General features: G+C 66.9%; 13 protein-coding genes and 2 pseudogenes. 4 read left to right on the forward strand and 11 right to left on the reverse strand.

Annotated elements, in window-relative coordinates; all coding sequences use genetic code 11:
- Positions 1 to 17: 17 nt before the first annotated feature.
- Positions 18 to 449, reverse strand: coding sequence for an Lrp/AsnC family transcriptional regulator (locus H9L16_RS00810; protein ID WP_187552739.1), 432 nt, complete (start codon positions 447 to 449; stop codon positions 18 to 20).
- A 139-nt stretch (positions 450 to 588) separates the two neighbouring features.
- Here H9L16_RS00810 and H9L16_RS00815 point away from each other — a divergent pair, with 139 nt between their 5' ends.
- Positions 589 to 2,091: an aminotransferase class III-fold pyridoxal phosphate-dependent enzyme gene (locus H9L16_RS00815; RefSeq protein WP_187552740.1), complete on the forward strand. Its 1,503-nt coding sequence runs from the start codon at positions 589 to 591 to the stop codon at positions 2,089 to 2,091.
- An 86-nt stretch (positions 2,092 to 2,177) separates the two neighbouring features.
- Here the strand turns inward: H9L16_RS00815 and H9L16_RS00820 are convergent, their stop codons facing one another.
- From H9L16_RS00820 to H9L16_RS00830, 3 genes are read right to left on the reverse strand one after another with little or no spacing between them, the layout of a single operon-like run.
- Positions 2,178 to 2,795, reverse strand: a complete 618-nt coding sequence (locus H9L16_RS00820; protein WP_187552741.1) for an inorganic diphosphatase — start codon at positions 2,793 to 2,795, stop codon at positions 2,178 to 2,180.
- Positions 2,783 to 4,162, reverse strand: coding sequence for a purple acid phosphatase family protein (locus tag H9L16_RS00825; RefSeq protein WP_187552742.1), 1,380 nt, complete (start codon positions 4,160 to 4,162; stop codon positions 2,783 to 2,785). Before H9L16_RS00825 ends, H9L16_RS00820 begins: the two co-directional genes overlap by 13 nt.
- Complete coding sequence (locus tag H9L16_RS00830; protein WP_187552743.1) at positions 4,150 to 5,286, reverse strand: phytase; 1,137 nt, start codon at positions 5,284 to 5,286, stop codon at positions 4,150 to 4,152. Before H9L16_RS00830 ends, H9L16_RS00825 begins: the two co-directional genes overlap by 13 nt.
- A gap of 177 nt (positions 5,287 to 5,463) precedes the next feature.
- On the opposite strand from H9L16_RS00830, the gene H9L16_RS00835 reads away from it, so the two are divergent.
- Together H9L16_RS00835 and upp are read left to right on the forward strand one after the other, a co-directional pair.
- Complete coding sequence (locus tag H9L16_RS00835) at positions 5,464 to 7,800, forward strand: TonB-dependent receptor plug domain-containing protein (protein WP_187552744.1); 2,337 nt, start codon at positions 5,464 to 5,466, stop codon at positions 7,798 to 7,800.
- A 107-nt stretch (positions 7,801 to 7,907) separates the two neighbouring features.
- On the forward strand, positions 7,908 to 8,540 hold the full coding sequence (gene upp / locus H9L16_RS00840) for a uracil phosphoribosyltransferase (protein ID WP_187552745.1): 633 nt from the start codon (positions 7,908 to 7,910) through the stop codon (positions 8,538 to 8,540).
- 10 nt (positions 8,541 to 8,550) lie between these two features.
- Here upp and H9L16_RS00845 read toward each other — a convergent pair whose 3' ends face one another.
- Both H9L16_RS00845 and H9L16_RS00850 read right to left on the reverse strand, forming a co-directional pair.
- Complete coding sequence (locus tag H9L16_RS00845) at positions 8,551 to 8,937, reverse strand: MAPEG family protein (RefSeq protein WP_187552746.1); 387 nt, start codon at positions 8,935 to 8,937, stop codon at positions 8,551 to 8,553.
- A 63-nt stretch (positions 8,938 to 9,000) separates the two neighbouring features.
- Positions 9,001 to 9,891: an MBL fold metallo-hydrolase gene (locus tag H9L16_RS00850; RefSeq protein ID WP_187552747.1), complete on the reverse strand. Its 891-nt coding sequence runs from the start codon at positions 9,889 to 9,891 to the stop codon at positions 9,001 to 9,003.
- 92 nt (positions 9,892 to 9,983) lie between these two features.
- Between H9L16_RS00850 and H9L16_RS00855 the strand changes: the two genes are divergently transcribed.
- Positions 9,984 to 10,694 carry a hypothetical protein gene (locus H9L16_RS00855; protein ID WP_187552748.1) on the forward strand — a complete coding sequence of 237 codons (711 nt, stop codon included), beginning with the start codon at positions 9,984 to 9,986 and terminating at the stop codon, positions 10,692 to 10,694.
- 24 nt (positions 10,695 to 10,718) lie between these two features.
- Here the strand turns inward: H9L16_RS00855 and ggt are convergent.
- From ggt to rsmD, 5 genes and pseudogenes are all read right to left on the reverse strand, one after another.
- Positions 10,719 to 12,356, reverse strand: a pseudogene (gene ggt / locus H9L16_RS00860) (gamma-glutamyltransferase); the annotation flags it as partial.
- 86 nt (positions 12,357 to 12,442) lie between these two features.
- Positions 12,443 to 12,706 carry a YfhL family 4Fe-4S dicluster ferredoxin gene (locus tag H9L16_RS00865; RefSeq protein ID WP_187552750.1) on the reverse strand — a complete coding sequence of 88 codons (264 nt, stop codon included), beginning with the start codon at positions 12,704 to 12,706 and terminating at the stop codon, positions 12,443 to 12,445.
- Between the two features lie 131 nt (positions 12,707 to 12,837).
- Positions 12,838 to 13,326 (reverse strand): hypothetical protein, encoded by a 489-nt coding sequence (locus tag H9L16_RS00870; RefSeq protein ID WP_187552751.1) that lies wholly within the window; start codon positions 13,324 to 13,326, stop codon positions 12,838 to 12,840.
- Between the two features lie 62 nt (positions 13,327 to 13,388).
- Positions 13,389 to 13,888, reverse strand: a pseudogene (coaD, locus tag H9L16_RS00875) (pantetheine-phosphate adenylyltransferase).
- Complete coding sequence (rsmD, locus tag H9L16_RS00880; RefSeq protein WP_187552752.1) at positions 13,885 to 14,508, reverse strand: 16S rRNA (guanine(966)-N(2))-methyltransferase RsmD; 624 nt, start codon at positions 14,506 to 14,508, stop codon at positions 13,885 to 13,887. The pseudogene coaD and the gene rsmD overlap by 4 nt, the downstream one beginning before the upstream one ends.
- Between the last annotated feature and the right edge of the window lie 110 nt (positions 14,509 to 14,618).

A 14,618-nucleotide genomic window follows, 5' to 3' on the forward strand; every position in this document is an offset into this window, starting at 1 on the left:
TTGTAGGCGAGCCGCAACTACCGCTCGAACTTGGTCGACAGGATGATCGAGGTGGTGGTGCGTTCCACCCCGTCGATCGCGCCGATGCGGTCGGTGAGCACGTCCATCTCGCCGACGTTGGCGGCCACCGCGAAGGCCACCAGGTCATGGCCACCACTGACCGAATGCAACTCGCGGACCTGGTGCATCGCCTGCAGGGATTTGACCACTGCGGCCATCTGCTTGGGCTGCAGCATGATCAGGATGTGCGCGCGGATCCGGCTGCGCTCCAGTTCGTCATCCACGCGCACGGTGTAGCCGCGGATCACGCCCTCCTGTTCCAGGCGGGTGATCCGGTTCTGCACCGTGGTCCGCGACAGTCCCACTCGCCGCGCGATCTCCGCAGTCGACGCGCGGGCGTCCTCGCGCAGCAGGGAAAGCAGCAGCTCATCGGCCTTGGAAATGCGCATATCGCCGGATCATACCGTCGATCCGCCGGATATTGCCGGCGAACTGGACGAATCCGCCCTTTCGACTGGCAACGATCCCGCGATAATGATCGTTTGCACAGCGTCCGGCTGCGGACGTGCACTCGCTGGAGGACTCGCCATGACCCTGCTCGACACCCTCGCCCCGCTGCGCTCGCACGGCCACGTCCGTACCCACGGTCTCGACGACGCCACCATCCTCGACTTCGCCGGCCGCGACGCCAGCCTGGCCGAAGCGATCACCGCCGCGGCGGACGAGTACCAGCGCGTGAGCAACGAGTTCCCGGCGCTGCTGGAACTGGACGAGGACGCGCAGGTGCGCGAGGTGCAGTCCGGCTTCGTCAATTTCTACGCCGAAGACGCCGCCAATCCCTATGTGGCGCTGGCCGCGCGCGGCCCGTGGATCGTGACCCTGAAGGGCGCGGTGATCTACGACACCGGCGGCTACGGCATGCTCGGCCTGGGCCATGCGCCGGCCGCGGTGATCGAGGCCATGGCCAAGCCGCAGGCGATGGCCAACATCATGACCCCGCACGTCTCGCAGCTGCGCTTTGCCCAGGCGATGAAGGCGGAGATCGGCCAGACCCGCGGCTCTTGTCCTTACAGCGCCTTCCTGTGCCTGAACTCCGGTTCCGAATCGGTGTCGCTGGCCTCGCGCATCGTCGATGCCAATGCCAAGACCATGACCGACCCGGGTGCGCGCCACGCAGGCAAGACGATCAAGCGACTGGTGGTGAAGGGTGCGTTCCATGGCCGCACCGAGCGCCCGGCGCTGTATTCGGATTCCAGCCGCAAGGCCTACGTCCAGCACCTGGCGAGCTACCGCGACGAGACCTCGGTGCTGACCGTGCCGGCCTACGACATGGACGCCCTGCGCACGCTGTTCGCCGATGCCGACACCAACGGCTGGTTCATCGAGGCGATGTTCCTGGAGCCGGTGATGGGCGAAGGCGACCCCGGCCGCAGCGTTCCGGTGGCGTTCTACGAGCTCGCCCGCGAATTGACCCGTGCGCATGGCGCGATGCTGCTGGTGGACTCGATCCAGGCCGGCCTGCGCGCCACCGGCTACCTGTCGATCGTCGATTACCCCGGCTTCGAAAATGTCGATGCGCCGGACCTGGAAACCTATTCCAAGGCACTCAACGCGGCGCAGTACCCGCTGTCGGTGCTGGCCGTCACCGCGGAATCCGCGGCGATCTACAAGCGCGGCCTTTACGGCAACACCATGACCGCCAACCCGCGTGCGCTCGACGTTGCCTGCGCGGTACTGGCACAGCTGACTCCGGAACTGCGCGCCAACATCCAGCAGCGCGGCAAGCAGGCGCTGGCCATGCTCGAAGCACTGAAGGCCGAGCTCGACGGCCGCATCACCAAGGTGCAGGGCACCGGCCTGTTGTTCTCCTGCGAACTCGCGCCCGGCTACAAGGGCTACGGCGCCGGCTCCACCGAGGAGTGGATGCGCGAACACGGCATCGGCGTGATCCACGGCGGCGAAAACTCGCTGCGCTTCACCCCGCATTTTGCGGTGAGCGAAGACGAGCTGGCGCTGGTGGTGGCGATGGTCAAGCGCGCCCTGCTCGAAGGGCCGTGCCAGCAGATCGACGCCGCAGCCCAGGCCGCCTGATTCCTGGCAGGCGCGCGTGAAAAAGGCGGGTCAGAGTGGGGTTTCCTGCAGGAAACCCCACTCTGACCCGCCTTTTTCGTTTCCGCCTAGCGACCGGACTGTTTTTCGAAGCGCTGCATCGCTTCGCGGATCAGCGCCTTAGCTTCGGCGGCATCGCCGTAACCTGACAGGCGCACCGGGTTGCGACCCTTCGGCAGGTCCTTGTACACGCGGAAGAATGCTTCGATGCGATCCAACTCGACCTGCGGCAAGTCGGCGACGTCGCGGATCCCGGCATAGGTTGGATCGACCTTGTCGGTCGGCACGCCGATGATCTTCTGGTCGGCCTCGCCAGCGTCTTCCATGCGCAGCACGCCGACCGGGCGGAAGCGGATCAGCACGCCCGGATGCAGTGCTTCGCGGGTAAGCACCAGCGCGTCCAGAGGGTCACCATCGCCAGCCAGGGTGCGCGGCAACGAGCCATAGTTGGCGGGGTACGCGACCGGCATCGACTGGAAGCGATCGACGAAAACCAGGCCTTCCTCGTTGATCTCGTACTTGGTGATGCTGCCGGCCGGGATCTCGACGGCCAGCACCGCGCTTTCGGGCGCGTCCTTCGCCTGCTCGGCGTGGAACGGATGGCGAACGTTCGGGTCGCCCGCCATCGCCGCGCCGACGCACAGCGAAAGCACCGCACCCACCGCACATCGGCTCATTCCCAGCATCGGTCGCTCCGTCCCTTCAATGTCTGCGCTCGGGGGCAGTCTCGCTCCGCGATACGGCCTTCCTGCACTTCCAGCAGGCGCTTGCCGGCAGCGCCGTCGTCGAGCAACTCGAACGCGTCGTACAGGCACCCGGTGGCGGTGCGCGCTTCGTAGCGCAGGCGCGTGCCATCGATGCGCACGACCTGGAACAACTGGGTGTCCTCCGCGACCGGGCGCATCGTCTCGCGTGCTTCCCGGGACAACCGGTATTGCTTGGCACCGGCCACCGAGACCACGAACACCGGCGTCGGCGCGTCGCCCGCGCGTCGTCCGTACAAATGGTCGTGGCCCTGCAACACCAGGTCGACGCGATGCTTGCGAATCACCGGCAGCAGGTGTCCGCGCAGCAACACGTTGTCGCGCCCATCGCGCGGCGAGAAGAACGGCTGGTGCGTCATCACGATGCTCCAGCGATGCGGGTTCGCCCCCAGCACACCGTCCAGCCAGTGCGCCTGCGCACTCGCAGTGCCGAGGTCGAGTGCTGACGTGCCATCGATCACCGCGACCCGCACGCCCTGGTAGTCGAACCAGTACGTCGTGCCCTTCGCACCGGCTGCGCCATTGCCGGGCAACGAAAACGTGAGCGGCCAGTGCGCACCGAGCACGCGGCGCTCCCGCGGCGTGTCCTCGAACTCCTCGAAGTATTCGTGATTGCCGATCGCCGGTGCCACCATCATCGAGGTCGGCAGCGACTCGTTCGCCTCGAACCACTCGCCCCACTCGTTGTCGTCCTCGCCGTCGCCGCCGCTGACCAGGTCGCCGGCGAACAGCGCCAGCCTGGCGTCCGGCGCATGTCGCATCGCCTCCCGGATTACCCGCGTGGTCAGGCTGGTGTTCTTGTTCTGGGTGTCGCCGAAATACAGCAAGGTCATTGGCGCTTCGGCGCGGGCTGCGGTGCGGGTGTGGTGCCAGGCGCTCCAGGTGCCGCCGCCCTGCACGCGCCAGGCGTACAGCGTGTCGGGCTGCAGGCCGTCGACATCCGCGCGGTGGTGGCGAGCCAGGCCGTTCTCGGTGCGCAGTTCGCGGCTCGACGATGCAATCTCGCGCGGCACGCCCATGTCGGGCGAATCGCCGGCCACCACGATCTGCAGCAACGGCGCATCGAGCTGCGCGCTGGTGCGCCATGCCACCGAGAAACCCGTCGATGCATCCTGCTCGGGCGACGCAACGATGCGATCGGGGAACACGCTCGGTGAAAAGCGGATCACACCCGCCGGCACCCGCGTGTTCGGTTCGTGCTTGCGCGCCGCGTCCTGCGCCGCCAGCGGCAGGCACAAGAGCGCTGCCAGCACGACGGCAGCTTGCACGCTCAACTTCAACGCGCGCACGCCGGCAGCTGCAAGGCCTTGGCGATATCGCGCCAATCGAACGCAGCCACGCCCAGGTCGAGATGCGAGGCGTAGAACGCGCCCTGCGGGAAGCGCGCGTCGCCGCGTTCGTCCAGCCACACCCCGTCGGTCAGGCCGGTCACCTTGCCGGCGAACGAACCGGCGTGCTGCAGGCTCCTGCGCTCGAACAGGTGGAACACGGTGCGGTCGGCGAACTGGTCGCTGGCCACCCACCAGCCGCTGCCGTCGGCGCAGCGCATCAGCGCGATGCCCTCGGCCTGGGCGACATACTGGCCATTGCCGACATCGCGACCGAGATAGCGGCCATGCAGGTCGTACTCGCGCAGGCGGGTGCCGGTGGGTACATCTTCCTCGGCGATCAGCAGGCGGTCGTTGGCTTCGTCGGCGAACAGCGACTCCGGCACGCGGATCGCGCCGGCCGCGCTGACATCGCCGAATGCGCCAGCGGCCTGCGCGCTCCATTTGCCATCGGCCTGCAGCACCTCATAGCGACGGAAACGGCGATCGAGTTGCGCCAGCGGCGGGACGATATCGTCGCCCTTGGCATCTTCGCCGGCCATGTAGGCATCGCTGACCAGCACTTCGTAGCCCGCGCCCTTGCGCCGCACCCACAGGCCGTACGGCTGCTGCAACGCGTCGTCGCCGAACGCGAGCAGCGGGGTGAAGTCCGGCAACTGGAACATCTGCACGCGGCGGTTGTCGCGCTCGACCACGAACAGGAAACGGTCGTCGATGGTGGCGATGCCGTTCGGGCGCGACAGCTTGCCCAGTGCCTTGCCGCTGCCGCCGAGGGTGCGCAGGCGCTTGCCGGTGTCGCCGTCGTACACGACCAACTGGTCGGTGGCCTTGGCGCTCGCCACCAGCATCAGCCTGCCGTCCTGCAACCAGCTCGCCGGCGAATCGATGTTGTCGTCCGGCGTGGATGCGGTGACGAACGCCTCCGCGACCACCACATGCGGGACGTCATGGTTCCGCAACAACACGTCGTCGGCTTCGTATTCGTCGGGCTCGCGATCCGCATCGACGATGGTCGCGCCGCCTGGCGCGCTTGCGCAGGCGGCGAGCAGCAACGGCAAGGCAAGCAGGGCGAGGCATTGGCGCATCAGGCGGTTCTCCGGACGGATGTTGCAAACCGCGATGTTGTACGCGGCGTGGATGACGCTTTCGTGTCACCGCCACCGCGCCGACTGACTGTCATGCAGATGGCATCCCGCTGTCATCGTTCGGCCATCCCGCTTACTTACAAAGGCGCGTTCATTTACGCAACGGGACTCCATTCGATGAAACGCACTGCCTTGGCCACCAGCCTGTCACGAGCACTGTTCTGCGTGGCCCTGCTGCCGGCCGGCTTCGCCTCCGCCCAGCAGGTCGCACCGGATGGCGGCAACGCCACCGACCTGACCGCGACCGACCCCAAGAACCTGGACAAGGTCGTCGTGCAGGGCGAGATCACCTACCGCAACCGCACCGAAGACACCGCGCCGGTGCTGCGCTACGACCTCGAATACTTCCAGCGCTTCGAGCCGAACACCGTTGGCGACATGCTCAAGCGCGTGCCGGGCGTGGCCTTCGTCGGCTCCGACATCATGGAGTTCGACGGCGCGATGATGCGCGGCATGGCCGCCGGCTACACCCAGGTGCTGGTCAACGGCAAGAAGGTGCCGGGCGCGGGCGACGACCGTTCGTTCTGGGTCGACCGCATCCCCGCCGAGATGGTCGACCACGTCGAGATCCTGCGCAGCAACAGCGCCAACCGCAGTGGCGACGCGATGGCCGGCACCATCAACATCGTCCTGCGCGACGCCTACGTGTTCGACGGCAGCTACATCCGCGTCGGCGCCAACCGCTGGTACGACGGCGAAATCAACCCGACCTTCGGCGCGGTCACCAGCGGCGATTTCCTCGGCGGCCGCATCCTCGCCGGCATCAACGTGCAGGATCGCTACCGCGCCAAGATCAAACGCTCCGACCGCTACGCCGATCCGTCGATGGACGAACTGGTCAGCTGGGAAGACCAGAACGAGGTCAAGGACGGCCGAGACTACTCGGGCAACCTGTCGTGGACCACCGACGTCGGCGAGACCGGCCGCTTCGGCATCGACGGCTTCTTCGTCAAGACCGATCGCGATGTCACCGAGGTCTCGCATGAAGTCGAGTACGACGACGACGTGATCGAGTCCAATGTCCCCGGCTTCAACCCGGTCGACCAGGTGAACTGGGGCATCGGTGCCGAGTACCGCTTCGACATGGCCGGCGGCACCACCTCGTTCGACCTCGACCATGCGCGCTTCGAAGACAACAGCGCCGTGCGCGAAGAGAAGCACGAGTACGTCAACGGCGAGTGGGACGCCTCCGAGGCCGAAGCGCAGTCGGTGGATGCCGTCGACAAGGAAACCGGCTTCACCCTCGCCCACAAGCGCGCGCTCGGTGCTGCCGAACTGGAGTTCGGCGTGGACTGGCGCAGCAAGAAGCGCGACATCACCTACACCAACTTCGAGTGGGAAGCCGACAACGAAGGCGACCCGGTGGTCTACGAACTCGACGGCAGCATCGGCTCGCTGATCGAGGAGACTCGCGTCGACCCGTACGTGATGGTGTCCGGCAAGCGCGGCGCGTTCGCATGGGAAGCCGGCCTGCGCTACGAGACCACCAAGTCCGACATCCGCTACCGCGAGGACGGCGAAGCCGAAGGTTCCGCGAATCGCGACTACAACAGCCTGCTGCCCTCGCTGCACCTGAAGTGGGACCTGGACGAGGCGACGCGCATCAATTTCTCGCTGGCGAAAAGCATCAAGCGGCCGAACTTCAACGAGTTGGTGCCGGCAGTTCTGGACGGCGAGTACGGCGACAACGACTACATCGGCAACCCGCTGCTGGAACCGGAAAGCGCGAACGGCCTCGACCTCGGTTTCGAGCGCCGGCTGGGCAAGAGCGGCGTGGTCGGGGTGAACTTCTTCTACCGCGACGTGAAGAACCTGATCGAACTGGTCAACACCGGCGAGTGGAGCGAGGACGCGCAGGACAACTACGAGGACGACCTCGAGGAATTCCTCGACGATAATCCCGGCGCGAGCGAGGACGACTTCGAGTTCGAGCCGGAAAGCTGGCTGTTCACTTCGGCCAATGTCGGCGACGGCAAGGTCTACGGCGTGGAATTCGACCTCTCGACGCCGCTGACCGCACTGGGCCTGCCGGATACCGGCGTGTTCCTCAACTATTCCTGGCTCGACAGCAAGGTCGAGGACTTCATCGGCAACCGCCGCTTCAACGACCAGGCGCGCAGCGTGTACAACGTCGGCTTCATCCATGACATGCCGGCGTTGCAGGCCTCGTTCGGCGCGACCTACCGCAAGCAGGGCGACGCCTTCAGCCGGATCGTCGCCGAGGAAGTGACGGTCAAGTACGGCGCCGACCTGGAGGTCTTCGTCGAGAAGCGCTTCGGCGAGACGGTGTCGCTGCGGCTGAGCGCGGCCAACCTGCTGGATGCGTCCAAGGACGAGTTCTTCAACAAGTTCGACAACCTGGACGACCAGATCGATCGCGATTTCGACGAGTACGAAGTTGAAAGCGAGCAGGCCGGGCCGAGCTACCAGGTGGTGCTGCGCTGGGCATTCTGAGCGCGCTGTCGCGTCACGAATCGTTGCGGAGGCCGGCCATGCGCCGGCCTTCGCATTTGCGCGCGGGCCGACTTGCGGCACACTCGTGCAGCAAACGGAGCGCATGCATGAAGATCGTCGAAGTCCGCCACCCGCTGGTCCAGCACAAACTCGGCAAGCTGCGCGATGTCGGCACCGACCCGGTGCTGTTCCGCCAGCTGGCCAGCGAAATCGCCGCGATGCTCGCCTACGAGGCCACCCGCGAAATGCCGGTGGAAACGCGCAGCGTGCCGACCTGGGCCGGGCCGTTGGATGTTGCACATGTGCGCGCCGAGAAGGTGACGCTGGTGCCGATCCTGCGCGCAGGCCTTGGATTCCTGCCCGGCGTGCAGGCGATGCTGCCGGCCGCCGCGGTCAGCGTGATCGGCCTGCGCCGCAACGAGGCCACCCACCAGCCGGAAACCTATTACGAGCGACTGGCCGACAACATGGGCGAGCGCACCGCGATCCTGATCGATCCGATGCTGGCCACCGGCGGAAGCGCGCTGGCCGCCATCGACATGCTCAAGGCAGCGGGCTGCAGGCAGGTCAAATGCCTGTTCCTGGTCGCCGCACCGGAAGGACTGCGTGCGCTTGAGGCCGCGCATCCCGACATCGAGGTCTATGTCGCCGCCGTCGACGAACGACTGAACGAGGACGCCTACATCCTGCCCGGGCTGGGCGATGCCGGCGACCGGTTGTTCGGCACGCCGGTGGATTGATCGCGCGGTTTCAACGCAGGGCAAGCCACAGGCCTGCCAGCGCCATGGCCAGGAACACCAACCAGGTCAGCACGGTGCCGGTGAAACGACCGAAGGAATAACCGCCGCTGCGCGACAAGCCGAACGCATGCAGCATCCGTCCGAGCAACAGCGCGCTGCCGAAACCCCACAGCCACATCGGCGCCAGCCCGCAGAGTTCCAGCAAGGCCAGCACCAGCAACGCGAACGGCGCATGTTCGATGAAGTTCCCGTGGGTGCGGATCATCCGCGTCAGCACCTTGTCCCCGCCGTCGCCAAGTCCGATCTTGCGCGAACTCCGGTAACGCGGGATCGGCGCGAGCAGGACCAACATCAGCAACACATGCAGCGACGCGAACAGCAGGGTGATCTTGGGCATCGGTCGGATTCGCGTTGGCGGGAGCGCGCACGATGCACGCCCGCGTGACGGAATGCCAGTGGATCAGGCAGCCATCGCCCTTGCGCGCAGTTCCGCGTGTTCGTGGGCCGTGCCGAACTTTCCCTTGTCGTCGCGCACCACCCGCGCCAGCGCGCAGCCGGGATCGTGGGTAAAGAACAGATGCACATTGCGCGCCAGCATGTCTTCCAGGAACGCGCGCTTCTCGTCGATCAGCAGTTCCGCATTACGGTCGTAGCCCATGGTGATCGGCACGTGCACCCATGGCCGCCCGGGGATCAGGTCGGCGCAGAACACCACGCCGCCATGGTCTTCGCCACCGCCGTGTTCCGGCCCGACGATCTCGGCCAGCATCAGCCCCGGCGTGTGCCCGTCGCTGTAGTGGAAGCGCACGCTGCGACCCAGCGCCTTCGAAAACTCGTTATCCACCAACTCCAGGCGACCGCTGGCTTCCAGCAAGGCCGGCAACTCCGGAATGAAGCTGGCGCGATCACGCTGGTGCGGCGCGCGCGCGCGATCCCAGCACGCGGCGCTGACCAGGAAGGTCGCATTCGGGAACAGCAGGCGCGGCGGCTCGCCCTCCTGCCACGCCGCAAGCAGGCCGCCGGCATGATCGAAATGCAGGTGCGACAGCACGACCACATCGACGTCCTCGTGCGAGAACCCCGCCTCGGCCAGCGAATCCAGCAGCACGTGGTTGGCCTCGACCACGCCATAGCGCTCGCGTAGCGCCGGCGCGAAAAAGGCGCCGATGCCGGCCTCGAACAGCACGGTCTTGCCGGCCAGCGGACTGGCCAGCAACGCACGGCAGGCCAGGTCGATGCGGTTGGCTTCGTCCACCGTCGTCCAGCGTTCCCACAGCGCACGCGGCGCATTGCCGAACATCGCGCCGCCATCGAGTTTTTGCGAATTGCCGAGGATCGACCACAGCTTCATGTCATTCGTCCCTGTTTCGCGCGGGCCGGCTTGCACGACCAATGGCGCAGGAGTAGTACGGGATACCGTGGGCACGGGCTTGCGGAGGAGCAATGGGCACACGGACTGCCGGCCGTCTATTGTCCTGCATCTGCGCAATCGCAGTTGTACCGTCCGTCCAGGCGCAATCGCGAGCCGGCCATTTCGACGACATCGGGCGAATCGCCTGCGCAGAGGGTGCCGAACGCTACCTGCCCGGCGATTACTACTTCTGCGCGGCGAACAAGGCGTTGCAGTCCGGAAATGCCGGCAAGGCGCGCGAAATGTACGAGGAGTCCGCCGGTTGGGGCGACAAGCGGGCGATGTTCAACCTCGGCCTGCTGCTGGTGCGCGGCGACGACTTCCCCAGGGACGAGCCGCTCGGGCTGGCGTGGCTGGCACTGGCGGCGGAACGCCCGAAGAATGTCCTTCACCGCGAGGTGCTGGCCGGCGCGTGGAAAGCCGCCACGCCGGAGACGCGTGCCGCGGCAGATGCGTTGTGGAACCGCATGAAGCTGCAATACGCGGATCGATTCGTGCTTGCACGCGCGCAGCAGCGTTACGAACGCGAAACCCGCCAACTTCGGTTTGCCCTCCAGCGCGATCCATCCATGCGCATACAGATCGGCGGTGTGCAGGGCGCGCAAGGCGGCAACCGCGCCATCCAGCTGCTGGACGAAGCCGCCGCCGAAACCATCCTGCGGCCGTTGCCGGGCGCGCAAGGCGAAGTCAACGTCGGCGCCCCGGAAACCGTGCGCGACCCGGAAAAACCGCAGACGCCGTGAACGTCCGGCTCGCCGCTCACGCGATCAGGGCGTCGCGACGACCCGTGCCTTGCCGACATTGCCACGCGGATCGCTGCCACCACTGAGCGTGTTGGCGCGCTTGTCCCACAGCACCGTGTTCATGTTGCCCCAGGCATCGCTGGAGCGGCGGCCCCGGTTGTCCTCGCCGGGAACCACGACCACGTGCCCCATCGCCCGTAGCGCGGCGACCACGTCCGCCGGCAAGGCATTGCGTTCGATGCCGAGTGCGTCCGGCATCCACTGGTGGTGGTAGCGAGGCAACGCCGCGACCTGCGGCGCATCCAGCCCGTCCGCATAGCCGAGGATGCCGAGCAGCACCATCGTGATGATGCGACTGCCGCCGGGCGTGCCGATCACGGCGATCCTGTCGGCATTCGACAGGAAGGTCGGCGTCATCGAGCTGAGCATGCGCTTGCCCGCTGCCGGTGCATTCGCGTCGTAGCCCATCACCCCGAATGCATTGGGGGTGCCCGGCTTCAGCGCGAAGTCGTCCATTTCGTTGTTGAGCAGCACTCCGGTGCCGGCGGGCACCAGGCCGGAGCCGTACAGCAGGTTCACCGTCTGGGTCACCGCCGCACGGTTGCCCTCGGCATCGATGATCGAGAAGTGGGTGGTTTCCTCGTCTTCCAGCGGCGTCGCCGCGCCGGAGAGCAGGTCGCTGGGCGTGGCCTTGCCTGGATGGATGGTGGCGCGCAGACCGGCGGCGTAGTCCGGATCCATCAGGGTCTTGACCGGAATCTTCACGAAGTCCGGATCGCCCAGGTAGAAGGTGCGGTCGCGGTAAGCGCGGCGCATGGCTTCGGTAATCAGGTGCACGCGTTCGGCCTGCGGCAATGCCGCCAGATCCCACGGCTCGAGGATCTGCAGCATCTCGGCCAGGGCGATTCCGCCGGAGGACGGCGGCGGCGCGGTCACGATGTCCCAGCCGTCGTACTCGAAGCGCAGCGGCTCGCGCTCCTTCACCCGGTAACCCGCGAGTTCCTCGGCAGTCCATTTGCCGCCGGCCGCCTTGACGCCTGCAAGCAGTCGCTTGGCCGTGGTGCCGCGATAAAACCCGTCGAAACCACCCGCTGCCAGGCGCTCCAGCGTGGCCGCCAGTTCGGGCTGGCGGAACAGGTCGCCTTCCTTCGGCGGCTGGCCGTTGCGCAGGAAGACTTCGCGAGTGCCCGGATAGCGCTCCATCACCTCGCGGCGTTCCGCGTAACCACGGGCCAGACGACCGTAGACCGGGAAGCCTTCCTTCGCGATGCGGATCGCCGGGGCCAGCGACTGCACCAGCGGCAAGCGGCCATGACGCTCGGCCACGTGCACCAGTGCCGCCGGCAGGCCGGGGATACCAGCCGACCACGGCCCGTTCTGCGCACGATCGCGATCCAGCTGGCCCTCCTTGTCCAGGTAGGCCTGCGGCGTGGCTGCGGCCGGCGCGGTCTCGCGCGCATCCACGAACACGTCCTTGCCGGTTTTCGCATCGTGCAGCAGGAAGAAGCCGCCGCCGCCCAGGCCGGAGCTGATCGGCTCGACCACCGACAGCACCGCGGACACGGTGACCGCAGCATCGAAGGCGTTGCCGCCGCGCGCCAAGGTCTCGAAACCGGCATCGGTCGCCAGCGCATGCGCCGAGGCGATCACCGCACCGGGTGGCTTTTCAGGACTGCCCGGCTGCTGGGCGAACGCCAGCAGCGGCGACAGCAACAGGATCGGGCACAACAAGTTCAGGAACCGACGCTTCATGCCACCTTGCCTCCATGCATTTGCAGGCGGGCCAGCTTGGCCAGCAGCTGCTCATTGGTTTCCGGATGCGCCGGGTCGGAGTCGATGCATTCGACCGGACACACCGCCACGCATTGGGCTTCGTCGTAATGGCCCACGCATTCGGTGCACAGCGCCGGATCGATCACGTAGATCTCCGGCCCCATCGCGATCGCCTTGTTCGGACAGACCGGCTCGCAGACGTCGCAGTTGACGCAGAGTTCGTTGATCTTGAGCGACATCTTCTATGGTCGTTTCGAGCTTGGCGAACAACCCGACTGCAGCTCCTGCCGAAGCAGGACAGATCCCTCGCCTGCGCTCGGGATGACGGTTCCGCAAAGGCGTGGCTGCAATGCAGCCACGCACGGAAGCGTCACTTGGCTTCGACGAAGATGTATTTCACGCCAGCCGGTTCGACCGCGGTCCTGACCCGCTCGCCCAGGATCGGGGTGCCGATGAAGATGACCTTGACGCCCTTCATGCTGCCCGGCGGCACCGTCTTGAATGCGGTCTCGACCATCTCGGTGGTCTTCTCCTGTGCCGGCGATGCAAACACCAGCATGTTGCCTTCCAGGATGCCGCGGCCGAGGTCCTGCTCCAGCTTCTCCAGCAGGCGCTCGTACAACCCGCCGAAGCCTTCGCTGTTCTCGCCCGGCAGGAAGTACACGAACGGACTGTTGTTGATGCCGTCCATGTTGCGGGTGGCCACGTCGTTCACGTAGGCGCGCCATGCGGTTGCGTCTTCGGTCGTCGGTGCGGACAGCGGCGCGGCGACTTCGGCCTTGGGTGCCTCTTCCTTCTTGCACGCGGCGAACGACAGGGCCAGACAGGCGACGGCGAGCAGGCGGGTGATGGTCTTCATGGTGTTTCCCCTGGTACGGCGAAGTGGTGTTGAGGATGAGACGGAGGTGGTGGCGCGCGGGCTCATCCGGACCGTTTGCGCCATTGCGCCTCGAGCGCGACGGCGACCGCCGCCGGCACGAAGCCGGACACGTCGCCGCCCAGCCGCGAGATCTCGCGCACCAGCGACGACGAGATGAAGCCGTACTGCTCTGCCGGCGTGAGGAACAGGGTCTCCACCTCCGGGATCAGATGGCGGTTCATGCTGGCCATCTGGAACTCGTATTCGAAGTCGGATACCGCACGCAGGCCGCGCAGCAACACCCCGGCACCGATCTCGCTGACGAAGTGCGCCAGCAACGAATCGAAGCCACGCACCTGCACGTTCGGGCAGCCGGCAAGCGCTTCCTGTGCCAGCTCCACGCGCAGTTCCAGCGGCAGCGCAGGCCCTTGGACGGGCTGGCGGCAACGCCGACGATCAGGGTTTCGAACAACGGCGCCGCGCGCTGGACCAGGTCCACGTGCCCGTTGGTGATCGGATCGAAGGTGCCCGGATAGACCGCGGTGCGCGTGGCCACGCTCATGTCGTCTGGGGATCGCTGCTGCTGTCGATGCCGGCGAGTGTAACCCGCCGATACAGGGCAGAGCGCACCTCGCGGGTGCGGTTTTCCCGATGCAGTGCCCATTCCAGCGACAGCACGGGCACATGGTCGGACGGCGATTCCAGGTAGAGCCACGCATCCGCGGCCAGCGCGGCTGGCAACGCCGCCAGCACCGGCTCCCATAACCCGGCGGCGAAGGGAGGATCGACGAAGGCGATGTCGAACCCCCGCCCCGCGTGCCCGCGCAGCCATGCCAGCGCGTCGCCCGGGTGCACCGCGACCTCGTCGCCGGCACCCAGGCGAACGCTCGCATCCTGCAGCGCCCGCGCGAGCCGGGGCTCGGCTTCGACCAGTTGCGCCGAGGCCGCCCCGCGCGACACCGCTTCCAGCCCCAGCACGCCGGTGCCGGCGAACAGGTCCAGCACGCGCGCACCCGGCAAGGCCGGCTGCAGCCAGTTGAACAGGGTCTCGCGCACGCGGTCGGAACTGGGGCGCAGACCGGGGCTGTCCGCCACCGGCAGGCGGGTGCCGCGCCAGCGGCCACCGATGATGCGCACGCTGCCGGAACCCGCTCCGCGCGCTTGCGGACGTGGGCCGTTCATCGGGGCGTTGCCGGGGCGGGTGATACCATGCCGGCCATTCTCGCTCATCGCCTGCGGCACCGTGCCAGGCGCCCCGCAGGCACGCATCCCCCGCATGGTCAGCTGGTTCC

This window comes from Thermomonas carbonis (assembly GCF_014396975.1).
GTDB lineage: Bacteria > Pseudomonadota > Gammaproteobacteria > Xanthomonadales > Xanthomonadaceae > Thermomonas > Thermomonas carbonis.

What these genes read in the sequence shown, in the direction of transcription:
- H9L16_RS00810 (WP_187552739.1), bottom strand. Translation starts at nt 449, where the DNA reads ATGCGCATTTCCAAGGCCGATGAGCTGCTGCTTTCCCTGCTGCGCGAG.
- H9L16_RS00820 (WP_187552741.1), bottom strand. Translation starts at nt 2,795, where the DNA reads ATGCTGGGAATGAGCCGATGTGCGGTGGGTGCGGTGCTTTCGCTGTGC.
- upp (WP_187552745.1), top strand. Translation starts at nt 7,908, where the DNA reads ATGAAGATCGTCGAAGTCCGCCACCCGCTGGTCCAGCACAAACTCGGC.
- H9L16_RS00815 (WP_187552740.1), top strand. Translation starts at nt 589, where the DNA reads ATGACCCTGCTCGACACCCTCGCCCCGCTGCGCTCGCACGGCCACGTC.
- H9L16_RS00835 (WP_187552744.1), top strand. Translation starts at nt 5,464, where the DNA reads ATGAAACGCACTGCCTTGGCCACCAGCCTGTCACGAGCACTGTTCTGC.
- H9L16_RS00855 (WP_187552748.1), top strand. Translation starts at nt 9,984, where the DNA reads ATGGGCACACGGACTGCCGGCCGTCTATTGTCCTGCATCTGCGCAATC.
- H9L16_RS00870 (WP_187552751.1), bottom strand. Translation starts at nt 13,326, where the DNA reads ATGAAGACCATCACCCGCCTGCTCGCCGTCGCCTGTCTGGCCCTGTCG.
- H9L16_RS00850 (WP_187552747.1), bottom strand. Translation starts at nt 9,891, where the DNA reads ATGAAGCTGTGGTCGATCCTCGGCAATTCGCAAAAACTCGATGGCGGC.
- H9L16_RS00830 (WP_187552743.1), bottom strand. Translation starts at nt 5,286, where the DNA reads ATGCGCCAATGCCTCGCCCTGCTTGCCTTGCCGTTGCTGCTCGCCGCC.
- H9L16_RS00865 (WP_187552750.1), bottom strand. Translation starts at nt 12,706, where the DNA reads ATGTCGCTCAAGATCAACGAACTCTGCGTCAACTGCGACGTCTGCGAG.
- rsmD (WP_187552752.1), bottom strand. Translation starts at nt 14,508, where the DNA reads ATGAACGGCCCACGTCCGCAAGCGCGCGGAGCGGGTTCCGGCAGCGTG.
- H9L16_RS00845 (WP_187552746.1), bottom strand. Translation starts at nt 8,937, where the DNA reads ATGCCCAAGATCACCCTGCTGTTCGCGTCGCTGCATGTGTTGCTGATG.